At 62.6% G+C, this 18,523-nt stretch carries 14 protein-coding genes and 1 pseudogene; 8 read left to right on the forward strand and 7 right to left on the reverse strand.

Going from position 1 to position 18,523, the window contains the following annotated elements:
* Window positions 1-9: 9 nt before the first annotated feature.
* Entirely contained in the window at window positions 10-444 is a 435-nt protein-coding gene (locus SLW75_RS06915; RefSeq protein WP_410934004.1) for a GNAT family N-acetyltransferase, read from the reverse strand.
* A 1,014-nt stretch (window positions 445-1,458) separates the two neighbouring features.
* Between SLW75_RS06915 and SLW75_RS06920 the strand changes: the two genes are divergently transcribed.
* The 3 genes from SLW75_RS06920 to SLW75_RS06930 are packed head-to-tail and all read left to right on the forward strand — an operon-like array spanning window position 1,459 to window position 4,484.
* A complete protein-coding gene (locus tag SLW75_RS06920; RefSeq protein ID WP_410934005.1) occupies window positions 1,459-2,190 on the forward strand; it encodes a GntR family transcriptional regulator in 732 nt (243 codons plus the stop codon).
* On the forward strand, window positions 2,153-3,574 hold the full coding sequence (locus SLW75_RS06925) for an MFS transporter (protein WP_410934006.1): 1,422 nt from the start codon (window positions 2,153-2,155) through the stop codon (window positions 3,572-3,574). Before SLW75_RS06920 ends, SLW75_RS06925 begins: the two co-directional genes overlap by 38 nt.
* A 55-nt stretch (window positions 3,575-3,629) precedes the next feature.
* Window positions 3,630-4,484, forward strand: coding sequence for an amidohydrolase family protein (locus tag SLW75_RS06930; protein ID WP_410934007.1), 855 nt, complete (start codon window positions 3,630-3,632; stop codon window positions 4,482-4,484).
* Window positions 4,485-4,515: 31 nt separating this feature from the next.
* Here the strand turns inward: SLW75_RS06930 and SLW75_RS06935 are convergent, their stop codons facing one another.
* On the reverse strand, window positions 4,516-4,977 hold the full coding sequence (locus SLW75_RS06935; protein WP_065988612.1) for an Hsp20 family protein: 462 nt from the start codon (window positions 4,975-4,977) through the stop codon (window positions 4,516-4,518).
* Window positions 4,978-5,261: 284 nt separating this feature from the next.
* Here SLW75_RS06935 and katG point away from each other — a divergent pair, with 284 nt between their 5' ends.
* Both katG and SLW75_RS06945 read left to right on the forward strand, forming a co-directional pair.
* Entirely contained in the window at window positions 5,262-7,532 is a 2,271-nt protein-coding gene (katG, locus tag SLW75_RS06940) for a catalase/peroxidase HPI (protein WP_192130153.1), read from the forward strand.
* Window positions 7,533-7,713: 181 nt separating this feature from the next.
* A pseudogene (locus tag SLW75_RS06945) lies at window positions 7,714-8,169 on the forward strand (REP-associated tyrosine transposase); the annotation flags it as partial.
* Between the two features lie 614 nt (window positions 8,170-8,783).
* Here the strand turns inward: SLW75_RS06945 and SLW75_RS06950 are convergent.
* From SLW75_RS06950 to SLW75_RS06960, 3 genes are read right to left on the reverse strand one after another with little or no spacing between them, the layout of a single operon-like run.
* The gene (locus SLW75_RS06950; RefSeq protein ID WP_410934008.1) at window positions 8,784-10,193 is read right to left on the reverse strand and encodes an efflux transporter outer membrane subunit; all 1,410 of its coding nucleotides are present in this window, start codon (window positions 10,191-10,193) and stop codon (window positions 8,784-8,786) included.
* The gene (locus tag SLW75_RS06955) at window positions 10,177-11,343 is read right to left on the reverse strand and encodes an efflux RND transporter periplasmic adaptor subunit (protein WP_410934009.1); all 1,167 of its coding nucleotides are present in this window, start codon (window positions 11,341-11,343) and stop codon (window positions 10,177-10,179) included. Before SLW75_RS06955 ends, SLW75_RS06950 begins: the two co-directional genes overlap by 17 nt.
* Window positions 11,333-14,563, reverse strand: a complete 3,231-nt coding sequence (locus SLW75_RS06960; RefSeq protein WP_410934010.1) for an efflux RND transporter permease subunit — start codon at window positions 14,561-14,563, stop codon at window positions 11,333-11,335. The genes SLW75_RS06955 and SLW75_RS06960 overlap by 11 nt, the downstream gene beginning before the upstream one ends.
* Window positions 14,564-14,768: 205 nt before the next feature.
* Between SLW75_RS06960 and SLW75_RS06965 the strand changes: the two genes are divergently transcribed.
* The 3 genes from SLW75_RS06965 (at window position 14,769) to SLW75_RS06975 (ending at window position 16,384) form a co-directional block, all read left to right on the forward strand.
* Window positions 14,769-15,179: a hypothetical protein gene (locus SLW75_RS06965; protein ID WP_410934367.1), complete on the forward strand. Its 411-nt coding sequence runs from the start codon at window positions 14,769-14,771 to the stop codon at window positions 15,177-15,179.
* Between the two features lie 180 nt (window positions 15,180-15,359).
* Complete coding sequence (locus SLW75_RS06970) at window positions 15,360-16,226, forward strand: zeta toxin family protein (RefSeq protein ID WP_410934011.1); 867 nt, start codon at window positions 15,360-15,362, stop codon at window positions 16,224-16,226.
* Window positions 16,226-16,384, forward strand: a complete 159-nt coding sequence (locus tag SLW75_RS06975) for a hypothetical protein (protein WP_410934012.1) — start codon at window positions 16,226-16,228, stop codon at window positions 16,382-16,384. The genes SLW75_RS06970 and SLW75_RS06975 overlap by 1 nt, the downstream gene beginning before the upstream one ends.
* 81 nt (window positions 16,385-16,465) lie before the next feature.
* On the opposite strand, the gene SLW75_RS06980 is transcribed toward SLW75_RS06975, so the two are convergent.
* Together SLW75_RS06980 and SLW75_RS06985 are read right to left on the reverse strand one after the other, a co-directional pair.
* Complete coding sequence (locus tag SLW75_RS06980; protein WP_065988604.1) at window positions 16,466-17,857, reverse strand: sensor histidine kinase; 1,392 nt, start codon at window positions 17,855-17,857, stop codon at window positions 16,466-16,468.
* Window positions 17,835-18,518 carry a response regulator transcription factor gene (locus tag SLW75_RS06985; protein ID WP_065988603.1) on the reverse strand — a complete coding sequence of 228 codons (684 nt, stop codon included), beginning with the start codon at window positions 18,516-18,518 and terminating at the stop codon, window positions 17,835-17,837. Before SLW75_RS06985 ends, SLW75_RS06980 begins: the two co-directional genes overlap by 23 nt.
* Between the last annotated feature and the right edge of the window lie 5 nt (window positions 18,519-18,523).

Consider the following 18,523-nt stretch of genomic DNA (forward strand, 5'->3'; position numbering starts at 1 on the left):
TGAGGGGCGTCAGGCGTTCTCATTGCCAGGACGGGTGAAGGAAAAGCGGTGGATATCGACCCGCAGCTGCCAGCCCTGATTCGCCCAATAGGTTGCCGCCGACGGGTTGGTCTTAAGCACGTCGATGTGGCATTTGTGAATGCCTTCGGCCTCCAGGCTGACCAGGCAGCGCTCGACCAGTGCCTGCGCGATCCCCTGCCGCCGATACTCAGGCAGCACCAGCAAATGCTGCAAATACCCGCGCCGACCGTCATGGCCCGACATGACACAGCCGCAGATGCGCGAATCTTCCTCTGCGACGAAGCTCAACCCAGGGTTGCGCAATAGATACCGCTCGGTGGACTCGCGGGAGTCGGCGTCACGCAGGGAAATGCCCGGCGTGTCGCGCATCAGTTGGGTGATGGCGTCGTAATCGTCCAGGGTCATGGGGCGGATGATGGGCATGGCTGGCGCCTGAAGTGGAGAAAGGGCAGGGAGCGTAGCAGCGCGATTGGTGGGGTGTCATGTCAGCCGCAGGGTGACGCGGAGCGTCACAGGATGCATTCCCACGCGGAGCACGGGAACGATCGGACATCTTGTGACGCTCATTCCGGCCTCTTCCCGGCTGAAGCCGGTCCGACTTACAGCAGCGGGTGCATTCAGTGAAAGCGGTGGAGACCCCCGACCGTAGGACCGGCTTTAGCCGGGAAGCTTTTGATCTGCTCTTGATCTTGATCTTCCTACACAGCCAGCCCAGACACCGTCAATCGCGACTTGGGTGCAGGCCGAACGCAGGCGACGGGGAGTGGGCCGAGCGGCATGGATGCCGCGAGCGCGCCGCCAGGACATGGATGTCCGTTCGGCGCGGGCCCACGGAGCGTCGTCGGAGTGAGGGAACCCGACGAAGTCGGGCCAAACCGAGAGCAGGCACTTTTGGTTACTTTTAGTGCTTTTTAAAAGTAACTCGCCGAAGGCGAAACGATCTGCCGTTAGGCAGATGCTCTTGATCTTGACGTAAGTGCGGACTCATCTGATCTGTATTTATAAGCCGTACCTGAATCTGTACTGAAACAGCGTCAGCCCTCAAAATCACTCCAACCCCGGCCGACCGATCGAGCCCGACCGGACGCTATCACCCGGCTCGAATCCTCTGTACCCCCAGCTCACATTGGAGACTCTATGGCCAAGCTCGCCATCTTCCTGTTCGGCTTTCTCGCCCTGACCCTTATGATCGGTGCCCTGGCAACCATCTCGCCCACCTGATTGAGCCGCTGGATCTGCCCACACCCGATCCTCCCCGCTGCACCCCACCCTAACGGCAGACCGACCTCTGCCGTTTTTGCGTACCCACCAAAAACGCACTACGCCGCCATTCATCCGCCAACCCCCATTCCCTCCCTTGACGGCCATTTGCAACGGGACAATACTCAGCGCAGATTCATATAGATGACTAAATAACTACAACAGCGAAGCGCCTCCATGAACCGACTCTCCAGCGATGTCCGCTTGCCGCTTTACCAACGCCTGCGCGACCAGCTCGCCGAGCAGATCGCCAACAACCGCTGGCGGCCGGGCGAGGCCATTCCCACCGAAGCTGCGCTGTCCAGCGAGTACTGCCTGTCCACCGGCACCGTGCGCAAAGCCATCGACATGCTGGTCAACGAAAACATCCTCGAGCGCCAACAGGGCCGGGGCACCTTCATTCGCCGGCCACAGTTCCAGTCCTCGCTGTTCCGGTTCTTCCGCTTTCAAAGCGTTTCCGGCGAACGCCAGGTGCCCGAAAGCCGCATCCTCTCCATCGAAGCCGTCACCGCGCCCTCGGCCGTTTCCCAGGCCCTCGGTCTGCCGCTGGATGCGCCGGTGATTCGCCTGATCCGCCTGCGGCTGCTCGACGCTCAGCCCGTGCTCGCCGAAGAAATCTGGCTGCCCCAGGTGCAATTTCAGACCCTGCTGGAAATCGACCTCAGCCGCCAGGGCCCGCTGCTCTATCCGATCTACGAAGAGCAATGCGGCCAGGTGGTGGCCTACGCCGAAGAAACCCTGACCGCCGAAGCCCTCAACGAGACCCACGCCCGTTTGCTGCAGGTGCCGGTCAACAGCCCGGTGGTGGTGATCGAGCGTCTGGCGCGCAACTACGCCGGCGAGCCGCTGGAATGGCGCCGTTCACGCGGCCATGCCAGCCACTTCCGCTACAGCGTCGACATCCGCTGACCCGCGCCGTCGAGCGCCAACAGCTGCACCGGAGCCCGTCACGCAGAACGGGCACTACAACACCTGCCGCTCCACCCTCATAAGGACAAAAACCATGTTCAACTGGTATCGCCACGTCACCCCTCGGGAGCGCAAAACGTTCTGGGCCTGCTTCGGCGGGTGGTCGCTGGACGCCCTGGAAGTCCAGATGTTCGGCCTGGCGATCCCGGCGCTGATCGCCGCCTTCGCGTTGACCAAGGGTGACGCCGGCCTGATCAGTGGCGTGACGCTGATCACCTCGGCCCTCGGCGGCTGGGTCGGTGGCACGCTGTCCGACCGCTACGGCCGGGTGCGCACGCTGCAGTGGATGATCCTCTGGTTCTCGTTCTTCACCTTTCTGTCGGCGTTCGTGACCGGCTTCAGCTCGCTGCTGATCGTCAAGGCGTTGCAGGGCTTCGGCATCGGTGGCGAGTGGGCCGCAGGCGCCGTATTGATGGCCGAGACCATCAACCCGAAATACCGCGGCAAGGTCATGGGCACCGTGCAGAGCGCCTGGGCGGTGGGCTGGGGCCTGGCCGTCGGCGTGTTTACCCTGATCTATTCTTTTGTGCCTCAGGACATGGCCTGGCGGGTGATGTTTCTGGTCGGCCTGCTGCCGTCGCTGCTGATCATCTGGGTGCGGCGAAACGTCGAGGAGCCGGACAGCTTCCAGCGCCTGCAAAAAGACAACGCCATCCCCCAGAGCTTTTTCACGTCACTGGCCGGCATCTTCCGCCCGGAACTGATCCGCGTGACGCTGCTCGGCGGCTTGCTCGGCCTCGGCGCCCACGGCGGATACCACGCGGTGATGACCTGGCTGCCGACGTTCCTGAAAACCGAACGCAACCTCTCGGTGCTCAACTCCGGCGGCTACCTGGCGGTGATCATCGTGGCGTTCTGGTGCGGCTGCATCGCCAGCGGCTTTCTCATCGACGGCATCGGCCGTCGTCTGAACATCGTGCTGTTCGCCCTGTGCTGCGTGATCACCGTGCAGTGCTACGTATTCCTGCCGCTGACCAACACGCAGATGCTGTTCCTGGGTTTCCCGCTGGGCTTCTTCGCCGCCGGCATCCCGGCCAGCCTCGGCGCGCTGTTCAACGAGCTTTATCCGGCTGACGTGCGCGGGGCAGGGGTGGGCTTCTGCTACAACTTCGGCCGCGTGCTGTCATCGGTCTTCCCGTTTCTGGTGGGCCACATGAGCGAATCGATGTCGCTGGGTTCGGCCATCGGCATCGACGCCGGGATCGCCTATGGCGTCGCCGTGATTGCCGCGTTGTGCCTGCCAGAAACCCGCGGTCGCAGCCTGGAAGCCAGCCCCATGGCCGGCGCCGCCGCAGAGACACGCAGCGAAACCGCCCGCGCCTGAGTTTTCCTTCCGCGCGCCGCCTGTTGCGTCGCGCACCTTTTGACAGATGAGATCCATGTCCGACCTTTTTTCCGCGCTTCCTCCGTCCATCCTTGGTATCGACGGTCACGCACACATATTCAGCAGGAAGCTGGACCTGGCATCGGCACGACGCTATTCACCCGACTACGACGCCACGCTGGCGATGTACCGACATCAACTTGATCAGCACGGCCTCAGCCATGGCGTGCTGGTGCAACCGAGTTTTCTCGGCACCGATAACCGCTACTTGCTCGACGCCCTTCAGCAGGCGCCGGGTCAACTGCGCGGTGTGGTGGTGGTCGAGCGTGACATCAGCCGCGCCGCGTTGGACGAGATGGATAGGCTGGGCGTCGTCGGCGTGCGTCTGAACCTGATGGGCAAGGCGCTGCCGGACTTTTCCGAGCCGCAGTGGCAGGTGTTTTTCGGGCACATCGCAGCCCTCGGCTGGCACGTTGAAGTGCACCGCCACGTCGCCGATATGCCGGCGCTGCTGGCCGGGCTGATGCCCTTCGGGATGAAGATCGTGATCGACCACTTCGGCCGGCCTGATGCCCGACTGGGCCTCGAACAGCCCGGCTTTCGCCAGATGCTGGAGCTGGGCCGCAGCGGTCAACTGTGGATGAAGGTGTCGGGCATTTACCGGCTGGAAGGCAGCGCCCGGGAAAACCTCGATTTCGCCCGTGCCGCGCTGCCGTTATTGATCGATGCGTTCGGCAGGCAGCGGCTGGTCTGGGGCAGTGACTGGCCGCACACTCAGCATGAACGCGCGGTGAGCTATGGCTCGGTGGTCGAGCAGTTGCAGGCCTTGGGCTGCACCGCCCAATTGATGCGCTCGCTGCTGATCGAGGCGCCCCGGGTGCTGTTTGATTTCGCGCTGATCGAAGCCTGATCCAGAGAAATCAGGCGGTATATCAACGTGATCAAGGCCGGCTGATGTGCGGCCGGTCGGGATCATCCCCCGGGCTGTGGATACTGATCCGTCTCGCCTTGGCCCCTTGGGGTTCGACGCGCAGCAGGAAGACGATCAGCAAACCATTCTTGAACGTCGCACCCTGTACCTCGATGTGATCGGCCAGATGGAAGACCAGCCGGAACGGGCCGTGGGCGATGCCTTGATGCAGGTAGGTCACGCCGCCGTCGGTGTGCGCCTCACCCCCGCAAACCGTGAGGACATTTCTTTCCAGGGTCAGGTCAAGGTCGGCAGCGGCGAGCCCGGCCGTGGCAATCACGATCCGGTAATGATCGGTGCCGTATCGTTCGACGTTGTGAGGGGGGCCGCTGGCGTTGATTTCGCTGTGCAGCGCAGACTCGAAAAAATCATTGAAGCGATCAAAGCCCACTGATTGCCGGAACAGCGGGGCCAGTGAAGCGGTGGTGGCCATGCCAAAATCTCCTGGATGTTGCCACGGTGATCAAAACGCCGGTCGACGCCGGCTCTGCACCTGATGCTGCAATCTGCACGTGATGCTCCACGTACAGTTAGGCCCAAGCGCCGGAAAATACAAGCATCCGGGTTAAATACTCCGCTAACAGAATCACTCTATGGTCGCCAAAACATTTGCCTATTAGACGATTGGCCCGAGTCGGCTAGTCTTGTGCGAGTGCTAGCGTTAGCCGTCTCGCAGATGGCTGAAAAGTAAAAAGTAAACAAGAAGGTGATTAGACCATGTCGACTGAATCGAAATGCCCGTTCAACCACGCAGCCGGAGGCGGGACGACAAACCGTGACTGGTGGCCGAACCAGCTGAATCTCAAGATTCTTCATCAGCACTCCTCCTTGACTGACCCGATGGGCGAGGGCTTCGACTACGCCAAAGCATTCAAAAGCCTCGATTTTGCCGCGGTCAAACGCGACCTCCTTGAGGTCATGACCCAATCCCAGGACTGGTGGCCTGCCGACTTCGGGCATTACGGTCCACTGTTCGTTCGCATGGCCTGGCACAGTGCCGGGACCTATCGCACCGGTGACGGCCGTGGGGGTGCAGGGGCCGGGCAGCAGCGGTTTGCGCCGCTCAACAGCTGGCCGGACAACGTCAACCTCGACAAGGCACGCCGCCTGATCTGGCCGGTGAAGCAAAAATACGGCAGCAAGATTTCCTGGGCCGACCTGATCGTGCTCACCGGTAACGTGGCGCTGGAATCCATGGGCTTCAAGACCTTCGGTTATTCCGGCGGGCGCGCCGATGTCTGGGAACCGGACGAGGACGTGTATTGGGGCGCCGAAACCACCTGGCTGGGCGGTGAAGACCGGTATGGCGCGCACAAAGACATGCAACAGCCGGGCGAGGGCACACTCGTTGCAGAGCCCGAGCACCACAGCGAAGAGCAGACCCGCACCGCCAACGGTGAGCGCAATCTCGAAAACCCGCTGGCGGCCGTGCAGATGGGCCTGATCTACGTGAACCCTGAAGGCCCGGAAGGCGTGCCGGACCCTGCCGCATCGGCGCGGGATATTCGCGAGACCTTCGGCCGCATGGCCATGAACGATGAGGAAACCGTTGCCTTGATCGCGGGTGGCCACGCCTTCGGCAAGACCCACGGTGCCGGGCCGGCGGACAACGTCGGGGCAGAGCCGGAAGCCGCAGGCCTTGAAGAACAGGGCCTGGGCTGGCGTAACAGTTTCGGCTCCGGCAAGGCCGGCGACACCATCACCAGTGGTCTGGAAGTGACCTGGACCTCGACCCCGACCCGTTGGAGCAACGAATACCTGGAAAACCTGTTTGGCTTCGAGTGGGAGCTGACCAAGAGTCCGGCCGGCGCCCATCAGTGGCGGCCGAAAAATGGCGAGGGCGCGGGCAGGATTCCTCATGCCCATGACCCGTCCAAGCGCCAGGAACCGCGCATGCTGACGTCCGACCTGGCCCTGCGCGTGGACCCTGCCTACGAGCTGATCTCCCGTCGCTTCCTGGAAAACCCCGACCAGTTGGCCGACGCGTTCGCCCGCGCCTGGTTCAAGTTGACCCACCGTGACATGGGGCCACTGGCCCGTTACCTCGGCCCGGAAATGCCAGGCGAAGAACTGCTCTGGCAGGACCCGATTCCGGAGGTCAACCACCCGCTGGTGGACGCCAGCGACATTGCCGCACTGAAGGAAAAAATCATCGCGTCCGGGCTGTCGGTTTCGCAACTGGTCGGCACTGCCTGGGCGGCGGCGTCCACCTTCCGTGGCTCCGACAAACGTGGTGGCGCCAACGGCGGCCGTCTGCGTCTTGCCCCGCAGAAAGACTGGGCGGTCAACCAGCCGGCCAATCTGGCGGTCGTGCTGGAAGCACTGGAGCGTGTCCGCGATGAGTTCAACAGCGCCCAGTCCAGCGGCAAGCAGATTTCGCTGGCTGATCTGATTGTTCTCGGCGGCAGCGTCGGTATCGAACAGGCGGCGAAAAATGCCGGTCATCACGTCACCGTGCCGTTCACCCCTGGGCGTGCGGATGCTTCGCAAGAGCAGACAGACGTCGAGTCCTTTGGCTTCCTCGAGCCCATCGCCGATGGTTTCCGCAATTACCTCAAGGGCCATTACCGCGTTTCGGCGGAAAAACTGCTGGTGGACAAGGCCCAATTGCTGAACCTGACGGCACCGCAGATGACCGTCCTGCTCGGCGGCCTGCGCGTGCTGGACATCAATGCCGGCCACAGCCAGCACGGTGTCCTGACCGAAAGGCCAGGTGTCCTCACCAACGACTTCTTCAAGCATCTGTTGGACATGGGGGTGGAGTGGAAGGGCGTGTCGGGTGGCGACCAGCTGTTCGAAGCCCGCGACCGCAACACCGGCGCCGTCAAATGGACCGGCACCCGCGTCGACCTGGTGTTCAGTTCACACGCCCAGTTGCGGGCAGTGGCTGAGGTGTACGCCAGTGAGGACGGGCAACAGAAGTTCGTCGAGGACTTCGTCGCTGCGTGGACCAAAGTGATGGAGCTGGACCGCTTTGATCTTGCCTGAGGTGCGTGCTTCATAGCCCTCGACCTGTAAGACCCAACGCCTCCCTTGTGGAGGCGTTGTTGTTTGCGCGGCCGGGTGCATCCGCGTTGGATGAACAGGACATAGCGTGAAATACACCCTCACAGGCATGGCTCATGAAGCGGCTACCGTGGTTTGTGCATCCACAGTCGAGGTAGTCAGCATGGTCACGAAAGCGCGTTCGCACAGCTTGCGCATAGGGCGGTATTCCGAAATGGGGAGGATCTATCTGGTTACCTCCCGGCTTGACCGTATGAGAGATGATTTTAGTGATTGGCGGGTGGGTCGGCTGCTCGTAAAGGAAATGAGAGAGGTGCACGAGTGCGGATTTGCAAAAACGCTGGCGTGGGTTGTGATGCCTGACCATTTTCACTGGTTAGTGAAGCTTCATCATGGCTCGCTTGCGGGCATTGTTCAGCGAATCAAGTCGAAGACCGCCATTGCGGTGAACAGGGTCACCGGCAATCAGGGGCGACTGTGGCAGCCTGGATATCACGATGCAGCCGCACGCCATGAGGATGATCTGATTCACTTCGCCCGCTATATCGTGGCCAATCCTCTCCGGGCAGGGTTAGTCAGCCGGGTCGGAGATTATCCACTATGGGACTCCTTTGGGTTGCCAGGTTCAGGGGTGGAGTTCGGAGAGTCCGGGAGTGAGTTTCTTAAGCTTTTATTAGGAATCAACAATGATCTGCCTGAGTCATTGCCCATCAATGAGTCTTCGTGAACAAGGTGGACCTCCACCGCGGTCACTCCCACAGGTCCCCCGAACTGGCCGAAATATCGAGCCGAACCACCATCCCGTGGGAGTCGAGCTTGCTCGCGAAGACTTACTTTCAGTCACCAGAAAAGTGGCTGAATGCCCCGGCCCCTTCGTGAACAAGCTCACTCCCACAAGTCCCCCGAACTGGCCGAAATATCGAGCCGAACCACCATCCCGTGGGAGTCGAGCTTGCTCGCGAAGGCTCACTTTCAGCCGGCAGAGAATGTGGCTGAATGGCCCGGCCCCTTCGTGAGCAAGCTCACTCCCACAGGTCCCCCGAACTGGCCGAAATATCGAGCCGAACCACCATCCCGTGGGAGTCGAGCTTGCTCGCGAAGGCTCACTTTCAGCCGGCAGAAAATGTGGCTGAATGCCTCGGCCTCTTCGTGAACAGGATCGAGCGCCACCCCGGTCACTCCCACGTGTCCCGGGATCTTTCAGCGGGAAGATCAGCGCCGGCGCCGACAAACTCACCCGCTTTTCCACCCCCCACCCAACGCCGCCATCAGCCCGACACTGGCCTGCAATCTGCTGGTCTCAACCACCTGCAACCGCCGTTGTGCCTGAAGCGCCGCAGTTTGCGCGGTCACTACATCCAGGTAACTCGCGGCCCCGGCCTGGTAGCTGCTCATCGCCATCTGTTCGGCGCTTTGTGCGGCGTCGACGGCGGCGCGCTGGTCCTCGGACTCGCGCTGCAGATCGCGCAGCTGACCCAGATTGTCTTCCACCTCGCACACCGCCTTGAGCACCTGGCTGTGGTAGTGCGCGGCGGCTTCTTCGAATTCGGCCTTGGCTTGCCGCTCGTTCGCGCTGCGGCGGCCGCCGTCGAAAATCGGCAGGTTGACCAGCGGCCCCAGCGCCCAGTAACGATTGGCTGCCGCCAGCAGATTGCCGCTGCCCTGGGTTTGCCCGCCGAGCAGGCCGGTCAGGCTGAAGTCCGGGTACCACGCCGCTTTCGCCACGCCGATGTTGGCGTTGGCGGCGAACACGCGACGCTCTGCGGCGGCGACGTCGGGGCGCTGTTGCAGCAGGCTGCCGGGCAAAGTGTGGGGGATGCCGGGCAGTTTCAGCGGTTGCGCGTTCTGGGCCAGATGAACATCTCCGGGCATCGCGCCCACCAGTTCGGCGATGGCGTGTTCGCTGAGGTCGCGCTGGGCGTTGACGTCATCCAGCTGCGCCCGGGCCTCGGCGAGCTGGCTTTGCGCACGGGTCAGGTCCAGTGCCGACGCGATCTTCCCCTCGTAGCGATCGCCGGTCAGTTGCAGGGCCTGGGTGTAATCGTCCAGCGAGGTCTGCAGGATGCGGCTTTGCGCGTCCAGCCCGCGCACCTGCACATACAGCGTCGCCAACTGGCGTTGCAGGCTCAGGCGCGCGACCGCCAGATCGTCCGCCGAGGCTTGGGCCTGGGCGTCGCCGGCCGCCACCTGGTTGCGGATCTTGCCCCACAGGTCCGGGTCGAAATTGAGGCTGAACCCGGCGGTGTCGCTGTTGTAGATCGAGGGCTGTGTGCCGCTGCGCAGTGGTCGTCGATCCGACTGCCGTTGGCGAACCGGGCTCAAACTGGCGTTGACCTGAGGCATCAGCCCCGCGTGCAACTGAGCCGCATACGCCAGCGCGGCGTCGTAGTGCGCCAGCGCGGCCGTCAAATCCGCGTTGGCATTGAGCAGCCGTTGTTGCAGATCATTCAGTTGCGCGTCCTCGAACGCTTCCCACCACTGGGCTTGCACCGTATCGGCAGGCTGCGCCGGATGCCAGGGGCCGGCGTCCTCGGCGAAATGCGCGGGCAGTTGAACCGCCGGCGCCTGATAAACCGGTGCGAGCGAACAGCCCTGCAGCGTCACGGCAATGGCCAGCGCCAGCGCTTCAAGCCTTGTGCGCATGGTCACCTCCGGCGTCCGCCAGTTGCACGGCATCGTTCTCCCGCAGCGCATCGGGCGGGTTATCGATGACGTGATCGGCCGGCTTGAGGCCTTGATCGATGATCAGCCGGTCCCCCAGATCCATCGCGATGTGGATGTCGCGCAGGTGCACATGGCCGGTGCGGTCGAGGGTGGCAACCTGGGTGCCTTTGGCGCGGAAGATCAGCGCGCTGGCCGGAATGCTCAGCCCGCCGCTGGCGTTGTTTACCGGCAGCGTGGCGTCGGCGTAGTCGCCGGGCATCAGCGCGCCGTCCGGGTTGTCGGCGATGAACTGGGCCAGCAGGGTGCCGGAGCGCGGATCCACCGCCGTGGAATCCCCCAGCAATGTCGCCCTGTAGGTCTGACCCGGATGCTCGGGCACGCTTAGCTGAACCTGCATGCCGGGGCGGACCACGCTGGCGTAGTTCTGCGGGATCGGCACATACAGCCGCAGGCGATGGGTGTCGGCGAGGCTGAACAGCGGGCGGGCGCCGCCGTCATCGGCTTTGATCAACTGCCCGATGTCGGTATTGCGCGCGGTGACAGTGCCACTGAATGGCGCGCGAATGGTCTTGTAATCCTCCAGCGCTACGATCCTTTGATAGTCGGCGTTTGCCGCTTGCACATCGGCATTGGCGGCGACGGCGGTGGAGACTTTTTCATCCACTTCCTGTTGCGACACCGAATGGGTTGTCAGCAGGTGCTGCCAGCGTGCCGCCGTGGTCTGGGCGATGCGCGCGCTGGCGTGTTGCTGGGCCAGACGCGCCCGGGCCTGAGCCAGTTGCTGGTCGAGTTCGGGGCTGTCGATGTGGGCCAGTACCTGACCGGCCTGCACATGGCTGCCGATGTCGGCGTCCCAGTCTTTCAGGTAACCGCTGACCCGCGCGTTGATCGCCGCATTGCTCCAGGCCTCGAGGCGCGCGGGCAGGCGCAGGGTGTTGCCTTGGTCGCTTTGGGTCGGCACGACAACGCTGACAACGGGCACCGATTGCCGCTCGGTCCAGGCGTCGACGGCGTGTGCCTCGCGGGTGCGTGCGGCGAGGCCATTGGCGACCAGCAGCGCCGCCAAAGTCAGGCCGCCAATGCCGAGCAACATCAGGCGTTTGCGCGAAGGGGCGTGTTCAGACGACATGGGATGTTTCTCCATCAAGGGCATTCGCAGGCAAGGGTGTTGAGTGGCGATGGACGAGGCTGAACACCACCGGCACGAACAGCAGGGTCGCAGTGGTGGCGAGGATCAGGCCGCCGATCACCGCACGGCCGAGCGGCGCGTTCTGTTCCTGGGAAATCGCCAGCGGCAGCATGCCGATGATCATCGCCAGCGCGGTCATGCACACCGGGCGGAAGCGCGTGTAGCCAGCCTCCATCGCGGCGAGCAGGGCATCGCCGTGTTCGGCAAGGCGCTCGCGGCAGAAACTCACCACCAGAATCGAGTTGGCGGTGGCCACGCCCATGCAGAGGATCGCCCCGGTTAGCGCCGGTACCGACAGCGACGTGCCGCTGAGGAACAGCATCCAGACGATGCCGGCCAGCGCGGCGGGGAGGGCGGTGATGATCACGAACGGATCGATCCACGATTGAAAGTTGACCACGATGAGCAAGTAGATCAGCACTACCGCGCCGAGCAGGCCCAGGCTCAAACCGCTGAACGCTTCATGCAACGCATCGATCTGTCCGTGCAGGCTGACCGTCGCGCCTTTGGGCCGCAGGTGCGCGGTCTCGTCGATGACCTTCTGGATGTCCGCCGCCACGCCGCCGAGGTCGCGGCCCTGCACGTTGGCGAACAGGTCCAGGGTCGGCTGAATGTTGTAGTGGGTGACCACCGCCGGGCTGTCGGCGCGGCTGATCGTCGCCAGGCCGCCGAGAATCTGCGACTGCCCGTTGCTGCCGGTAATCGGCAGGGCTTCGAGGCTCGGCAGGCTGTCGAGACGGTACTGCGGTGTCGCCGCGACCACCGAATACGAGACGCCGTTTTTCGGGTTCAGCCAGTACGTCGGCGCCACTTGGGAGGTCCCGGCCAGGGAAGCGCCGAGGCTGGTGGTGACGTCTTTTTCGGTGATCCCCAGTTGCTTGGCCCGCAGTCGATCGACGTTCACCTGCAACGACGGGTAACCGGTGGATTGCTGAATGCGCAGGTCGGCGATGCCCGGCACATGTTGCAAAAGGCGCTGCAGTTCCAGTGCGTAGGCGCGGTTGGCGTCGCCGTTGGGGCCGGAGATTTTCAGGTCCAGCGGAGCCGGGGCGCCGAAGTTGAGGATCTGGCTGCTGATGTCGGCGGGCATGAAGGCGAACTGGCTGCCGGGGAAGCTTTGCGGCAGGGCTTCGCGCAGGCGTTTGACGTAATCGGCGGTTGGCGCGTGATCGGCCTTGAGGGTGACCTGAATGTCGCCATCCTGCGGTCCGATGGTGCCGCTGCTGCTGTAGGCCATGTCGATGCCGCTCAGGGGGATGCCGATGTTGTCGATCACCGTGTCCAGCTCATCCGCCGGGATGATCTCGCGGATGCGCTGCTCGATGCGGTCGAACGCCGCCGCGCTTTCTTCGATGCGCGTGCCCAGTGGCAGGCGCACGTGCATCGACAGCGCGCCGGCGTCGGTGGCCGGGAAGAAGTCTTCGCCCAGGCTGGGCAGCAGCGCAAAACTGGCGAGCACGCAGGCGAGAAAGCCGAGGAGAAACGCTTTTCGCCGCTGCAATGCCAGCCCAAGAAGGCCGTGGTAGGTGTCGCGAATCGTTGAGAAACGTGCCTCGAAACCCTGCTGAAACTTCAACGCGCCGCGCAGGATCAGGTTGCCTTGTCGGCCATGCTGATCGCCTTCGTGGTGATTGATGAACGGGTCTTCCGGGTGATGGCCCGGGCCGGTTTCCAGCACGTGGGGTTTGAGTAGAAACATCGCCAGGGTCGGCACCAGGGTGCGCGACAGCAGGAACGAGCTGGCCATGGCGAAGATCACCGCCAGCGCCATCGGCCGGAACAAATAACCGGCGATCCCTTGCAGCATGAACATCGGCACGAAGACGATGCAGATGCACAGCAGCGACACGAACGCGGGGCCGACGATCTGCCGCGCACCGTCCATGATCGCGTCCTTCACCGCCTTGCCCTGCTCCAGGTGCCAGTTGATGTTCTCGATGGTCACCGTTGCGTCGTCCACCAGAACCCCCACCGCCAGCGCCAAGCCGCCGAGGGTCATCACGTTCAGGGTTTGTCCGGTCACGGAAAGCAGCGCGATGGCCGAGAGCACCGCCAGGGGAATTGACGCCGCGATGATCAGCGTCGAGCGCCAGCTGCCGAGAAACAGCAGAATCATCACGCTGGTCAGCAAGGCGGCGATGATGCCTTCCCGGGCCACACTCCCCACCGACGCTTTGACGAACACCGAGGCATCGCCCAGCAACGAAGTTTTCAGGGCGGGCGGCAGGGTCTCGTTGATCAGCGGCAGCATGTTGCGGATGTTGTCGACGATGGACAGGGTTGAGATGTTGCCGTTCTTCAGTGCCGGCATCAGCACGGCGCGGCGGCCATCAACGCGCACGATATTGGTCTGCGGCGGCGAACCGTCGCGCACGTGGGCCACCTGGCCGATGGTGATCAGCGCGCCGTCGACGGTCTTGATCGGCAGGTCATTGAGTTCGTCGATGGCCTTGGGGCTGTTGTTGAGCAGCACAGTGTATTCGTCGCTGCCCATCTTCGCCGTGCCCACCGGGATGATCTGGTTACCGGCGGCCAGTGCGTTGCCGACGTCTTGCGCGGACAGGCCTTTGGCGGCCAGCGCCTGCGGGTCGAGGTCCAGGGTGATCTGCCGCTGCTTGCCGCCCATGGGCGTCGGCATCGCCAGCCGCGGCACGGCGCTGAGGGGCAGGCGGACGCTGTTCTGCACCAGGTCGCGAATCTTCGCTTCCGACAGCGTCGGGCTGGAAAAGGCCATCTGCAGGATCGGCACGGTCGAGGCGCTGTAGTTGAGGATCAGCGGCGGCGTGATGCCCGCCGGCATTTGCTTGAGCACGGTCTGTGAGACCGCCGTGACCTGGGCGTTGGCGGTGCGGATATCCACGCCCGGCTGAAAGAAAATCTTGACGATGCCCATGCCGGGCAGCGACTGCGACTCGATGTGTTCGATGTCGTTGACCGTGGTGCTCAGCGAGCGCTCGTAGGTGTAGATCACCCGACCGGCCATGGCATCCGGCGACAGCCCGGCGTATTGCCAGGCCACCGCGACCACTGGAATGCCGATGTCCGGAAACACATCGGTGGGCGTTTTAAGGGCCGCCATCGGCCCGACAATACAGATGAAAATCGCCAACACGATAAACGTGTACGGCTTTAGCAATGCAGTCCTGACCAGCCCGAGCATGCCGTAAACCTCCCATTTCGAATGGGCGCAGTCTTGGGGGACGTACCTAACACGCGGCTTTCAGCCAGATGAACAAATCGTTAGTGCGGCGAGCATGGCGCTTTCATGGGGGATTCATTTGTTGTTCATCCGTGGCCCACGCACCCTGCGCACCTCGAAATTCACCCTGCACATCAGGGATTTTTTCAACTGCCGAGGTCGTGTCATGAAAGCCACATCGTTATTGCTGGTCCCGATGTTCAGCCTGGTTGCGGTGCTGTCCGCCTGCGCCGGTCCCATGCCCAAAGCCGACCCGGGCGAGGCGTGGATCAGCTTGCAGGAACAGCCCGCCGACGTGCTGATGGCCGAGGACCTGGACGGCAAGCGCCTGAATGACGGGCGCTTCTTCGAAGTCAAACCCGGCGTCCATACCCTCGACGTCAACCTGATCGTCGAACGCAGCGGCGACAATGATGAGATGAACTGCCAGACCGGCATCAAATACGACCAGTTCCAGGCAGGCGAGCATTACAAGCTGGTGGAGTCGAGTCTGGGCGAGGAATACCGGGTGAAGCTTGAGGATGCGAAAGGGAAATCCCTGGGGCACAGCGTGGATTTCACCTGTATGCCGGGGTGATGGGGAAGCTGCTTTGTGGTTCGGGTGATGTCGCGCACTGTCACGCGGCACACCTGATCCATGTGGGGGGTGACCGGGGTGGCGACCTACCTTGCTCACGAAGACGGCATTCCGGCTGCCGGATAATGAGCGGCTGTACCGGCCTATTCGCGAGCAAGCTCGCTCCCACAGGATTCGTGTTTGCTGCGTGGCAGTGTGCACGAATCCACATCGGTGAATGCTCACCAGCGCATCCTGTTTCGTTTTGTGACGTCGGATAGGCGCAGTCGAAGCGCCCGTGAATACTGCGCGGCGCTGGACTGTCGTGACTTCATAAAAGGATGGGTGACTGTGGATACGGATGATCGACGGATATCAGAAGAGGCTGTTGTTTTTGCCAAGGCGAACAGGAAGGAGATTGCAAAGAGGCTGACGGATCCTTCGATATACCTTTCGGAGGATTCGCCTGTATCGGTGTTTATGGCGGGCTCACCCGGGGCTGGTAAAACCGAAGCATCCCTGGAGTTTCTCGGCCGATTCGGCGGATCAGTGCTGCGGATCGACCCGGATACCTATCGCGCCGAATTGCCGGGCTACACGGGAAGTAATTCTTCTCTGTTTCAACGAGCGGTTTCTGTTTTGGTGTCTGCCGTTCACGATGAGGCGTTGCGGCTGCAGCAATCGTTTCTGCTGGACGGCACGGCATCGAATTTCGACACGGTTTCACTCAACATCCGGCGCTCGCTCAAGCGGGGTCGGTTCGTGTTGGTGCTCTATGTCTATCAAAACCCCGAGAGAGCCTGGGAGTTCGTTCAGGCGCGCGAGAAAGTGGAGGGCCGGAACATCCCTATGCAGGGGTTCGTGGATCAATACTTTGCGGCTCGGGAGGTGGTGAACCGTTTGAAATACGAGTTTGGCCATGCAGTGACCGTGGATGTTTTTATCAAGAATCATGATGGTTCTACCAAGTCTTACCGGCAGAACATCCAGCAAATTGACACCCACATACCCGAAACCTATGATCGGGCATCGCTTGAACGCAGGCTGAATTCCAGGAGGTACGAATAATGGCTACTCCACAAAAACTCAAAACAGTGAAGTCGACGCCGTTTTCCGACTTCGTCCGCAACGCCACCTTCGAGGAGAAGGAACGGGTTTATCTGGAGGTCATGGAGAAAGCCTGGGCGCGGCAGGAAAAGATCATCGAGCAAGCCCGGAAAATGTAACCCCGCCCCCAATTAACAAAGCCGCCCTCGAGGCGGCTTTGTCGTTTTGCTTGCAGCTTGCAGCTTGCAGCCCCAGTCTTTTTACCCCAACGCCAACACCCGTCGGCATTCCAGCACCAGGCTCGCGCCGCCGGACGGGCTGCTGCCGATGCGCAGTTTGAAGCCGTGGAGGTTGACGATGGCGGCGACGATGGACAATCCCAGGCCAAAGCCGCTTTGCTGATTGCCGTTTTCGCTGCGATAGAAGCGCTTGAACACCGCTTCGCGTTCGGCGTCGGGGATGCCGGGGCCGGTGTCCTGTACTTCGATGAAGGTGGTGTCACCTTCGGCGCGGGCGATGAGCAGCACTTGCCCGCCCGGCGGGGTGAATTTGATCGAGTTGCTCAGCAGGTTCGACAGCGCCTCGAACAGCAGGGCCCGATCACCCACCATCGGCGGCAGGCGCTCGGCGACTTTCAGCTGCAACGAGACACGGCCTTCTTCGGCCAGCGGCAGGTAGAAATCGTGCAGCTCCTGCAACAGCGGCTGCGGGTCCAGCTGACCGAAAGCCGAACGCCGCTGGTGATCTTCCAGTTCGGAAATCCGCAGCAATCCGCGAAAGCGCGCCATCAGTGTGTCGGCGTCGGCGATCACCTGGGCCATCTGCTCGCCCAGCGCCGAGTCTTCCGGGGACTGCTGCTGGATTCGATAAAGCTGCGCGCGCAGCCGGGTGAGCGGGGTGCGCAGGTCGTGGGCGATGTTGTCGCAGACGCCCTTGACCTCGTTCATCAGGCGCTCGATGCGGTCGAGCATGGCGTTGACGATGTCGGCGAGCATGTCCAGCTCGTCGCGTCGGTCCGAGACGGGCAGGCGGCGGGCCAGGTCGCCGGTGACGATCGCTTCGGCGCTGGCCTGGATCGCCCGGATGCGCTGCAGCGGCCGGCGTCCCAGCAGGTGCCAGCCGGCGATGCCCGGAATGATCGTCAGCGAAATTCCCCACAGCAGCGCGCGCAGGATCAGCGTGGTCACAGCGAACAGCGAACCGTTGTCGCGCACCAGAATCAGCCAGCGATCATCCAGCGTATGGATCGCCACGGCGTCGCAGCCCGAGCTGGGCAGGTCCGGGTCGTCGGAATCGATGCAGGTGTTCAGTTCCTGGATTTCGCCGGTCAGCTTGAGGCCGTCGGGAATGCTCTGGATCGGGCCGCTGATGGGCTTCATGTCCTTGTCGAACAGGCCGTAGGCGTCGACCGAGCGCATGTCGAATTTGTCGCTGGTGCGCAACGCATCGTCGAGCTGCGCGCCTTCAAAGCGCGAGAACAACTGTTGGCGCTGCATCAACGAGTGGCGGGCAAGGGTGTTGAGGTAACTGGTGACTTCCCAGTACAGCACCCCCATGAGGATGCTGCTCCAGGCCACAAACAGGAAACTGTACAGCGCCAGCAGCCGGCTGCTGGAGGAGCGCCAGCCCTTAGACGGGTTCGGCAATGACATAACCTGAGCCTCGAACGGTACGTATCAGCGGCGTCAGGGTAGGGGGATCGATTTTCTTGCGCAAGCGACCGATGTGCACGTCTATCAGGTTGGTGCCCGGGTCGAAGTGATAACCCCAGACTTCTTCGAAAATCATCATGCGGGTGATGATCTGCCCGCTGTTGCGCATCAGGAATTCCAGCAGCTTGTATTCGGTCGGCAGCAGGTTAAGGGGCTGCCCGGCGCGGCTGGCTTCGCGGGTGATCAGATTGAGTTCGAGGTCGGCGACCTTGAGCATGGTCTCGGCCTGGGTCACCGGATTGCTGCGGCGCAGCAGGACTTCCACGCGCGCGGCCATTTCATCGGAGGCGAAGGGTTTGGACAGGTAATCATCGCCACCGGCACGCAGCCCTCGCACCCGCTCATCGACGTCCGACAGCGCGCTGATCATCAGAATGGGCGTGGCAATGCCCAGGGCGCGCATGGTGGTGACAATCGCCAGGCCGTCGACTTCCGGCAGCATGCGGTCGAGGGTGATCAGGTCGTAATCGCCGCTGACCGCACGGACGAGGCCCTCGCGACCGTTGTCGACCCAGTCCACTTGCAGGCCGTGGCTGCTCAGTTCGGCAACGATTTCCTTCGCGGTGACGGCATCGTCTTCGATTGTCAGAATTCGCGTCATGTGAG

The sequence above is a fragment of the Pseudomonas sp. W5-01 genome (genome assembly GCF_046540435.1).
GTDB classification, from domain to species: domain Bacteria; phylum Pseudomonadota; class Gammaproteobacteria; order Pseudomonadales; family Pseudomonadaceae; genus Aquipseudomonas; species Aquipseudomonas graminis_B.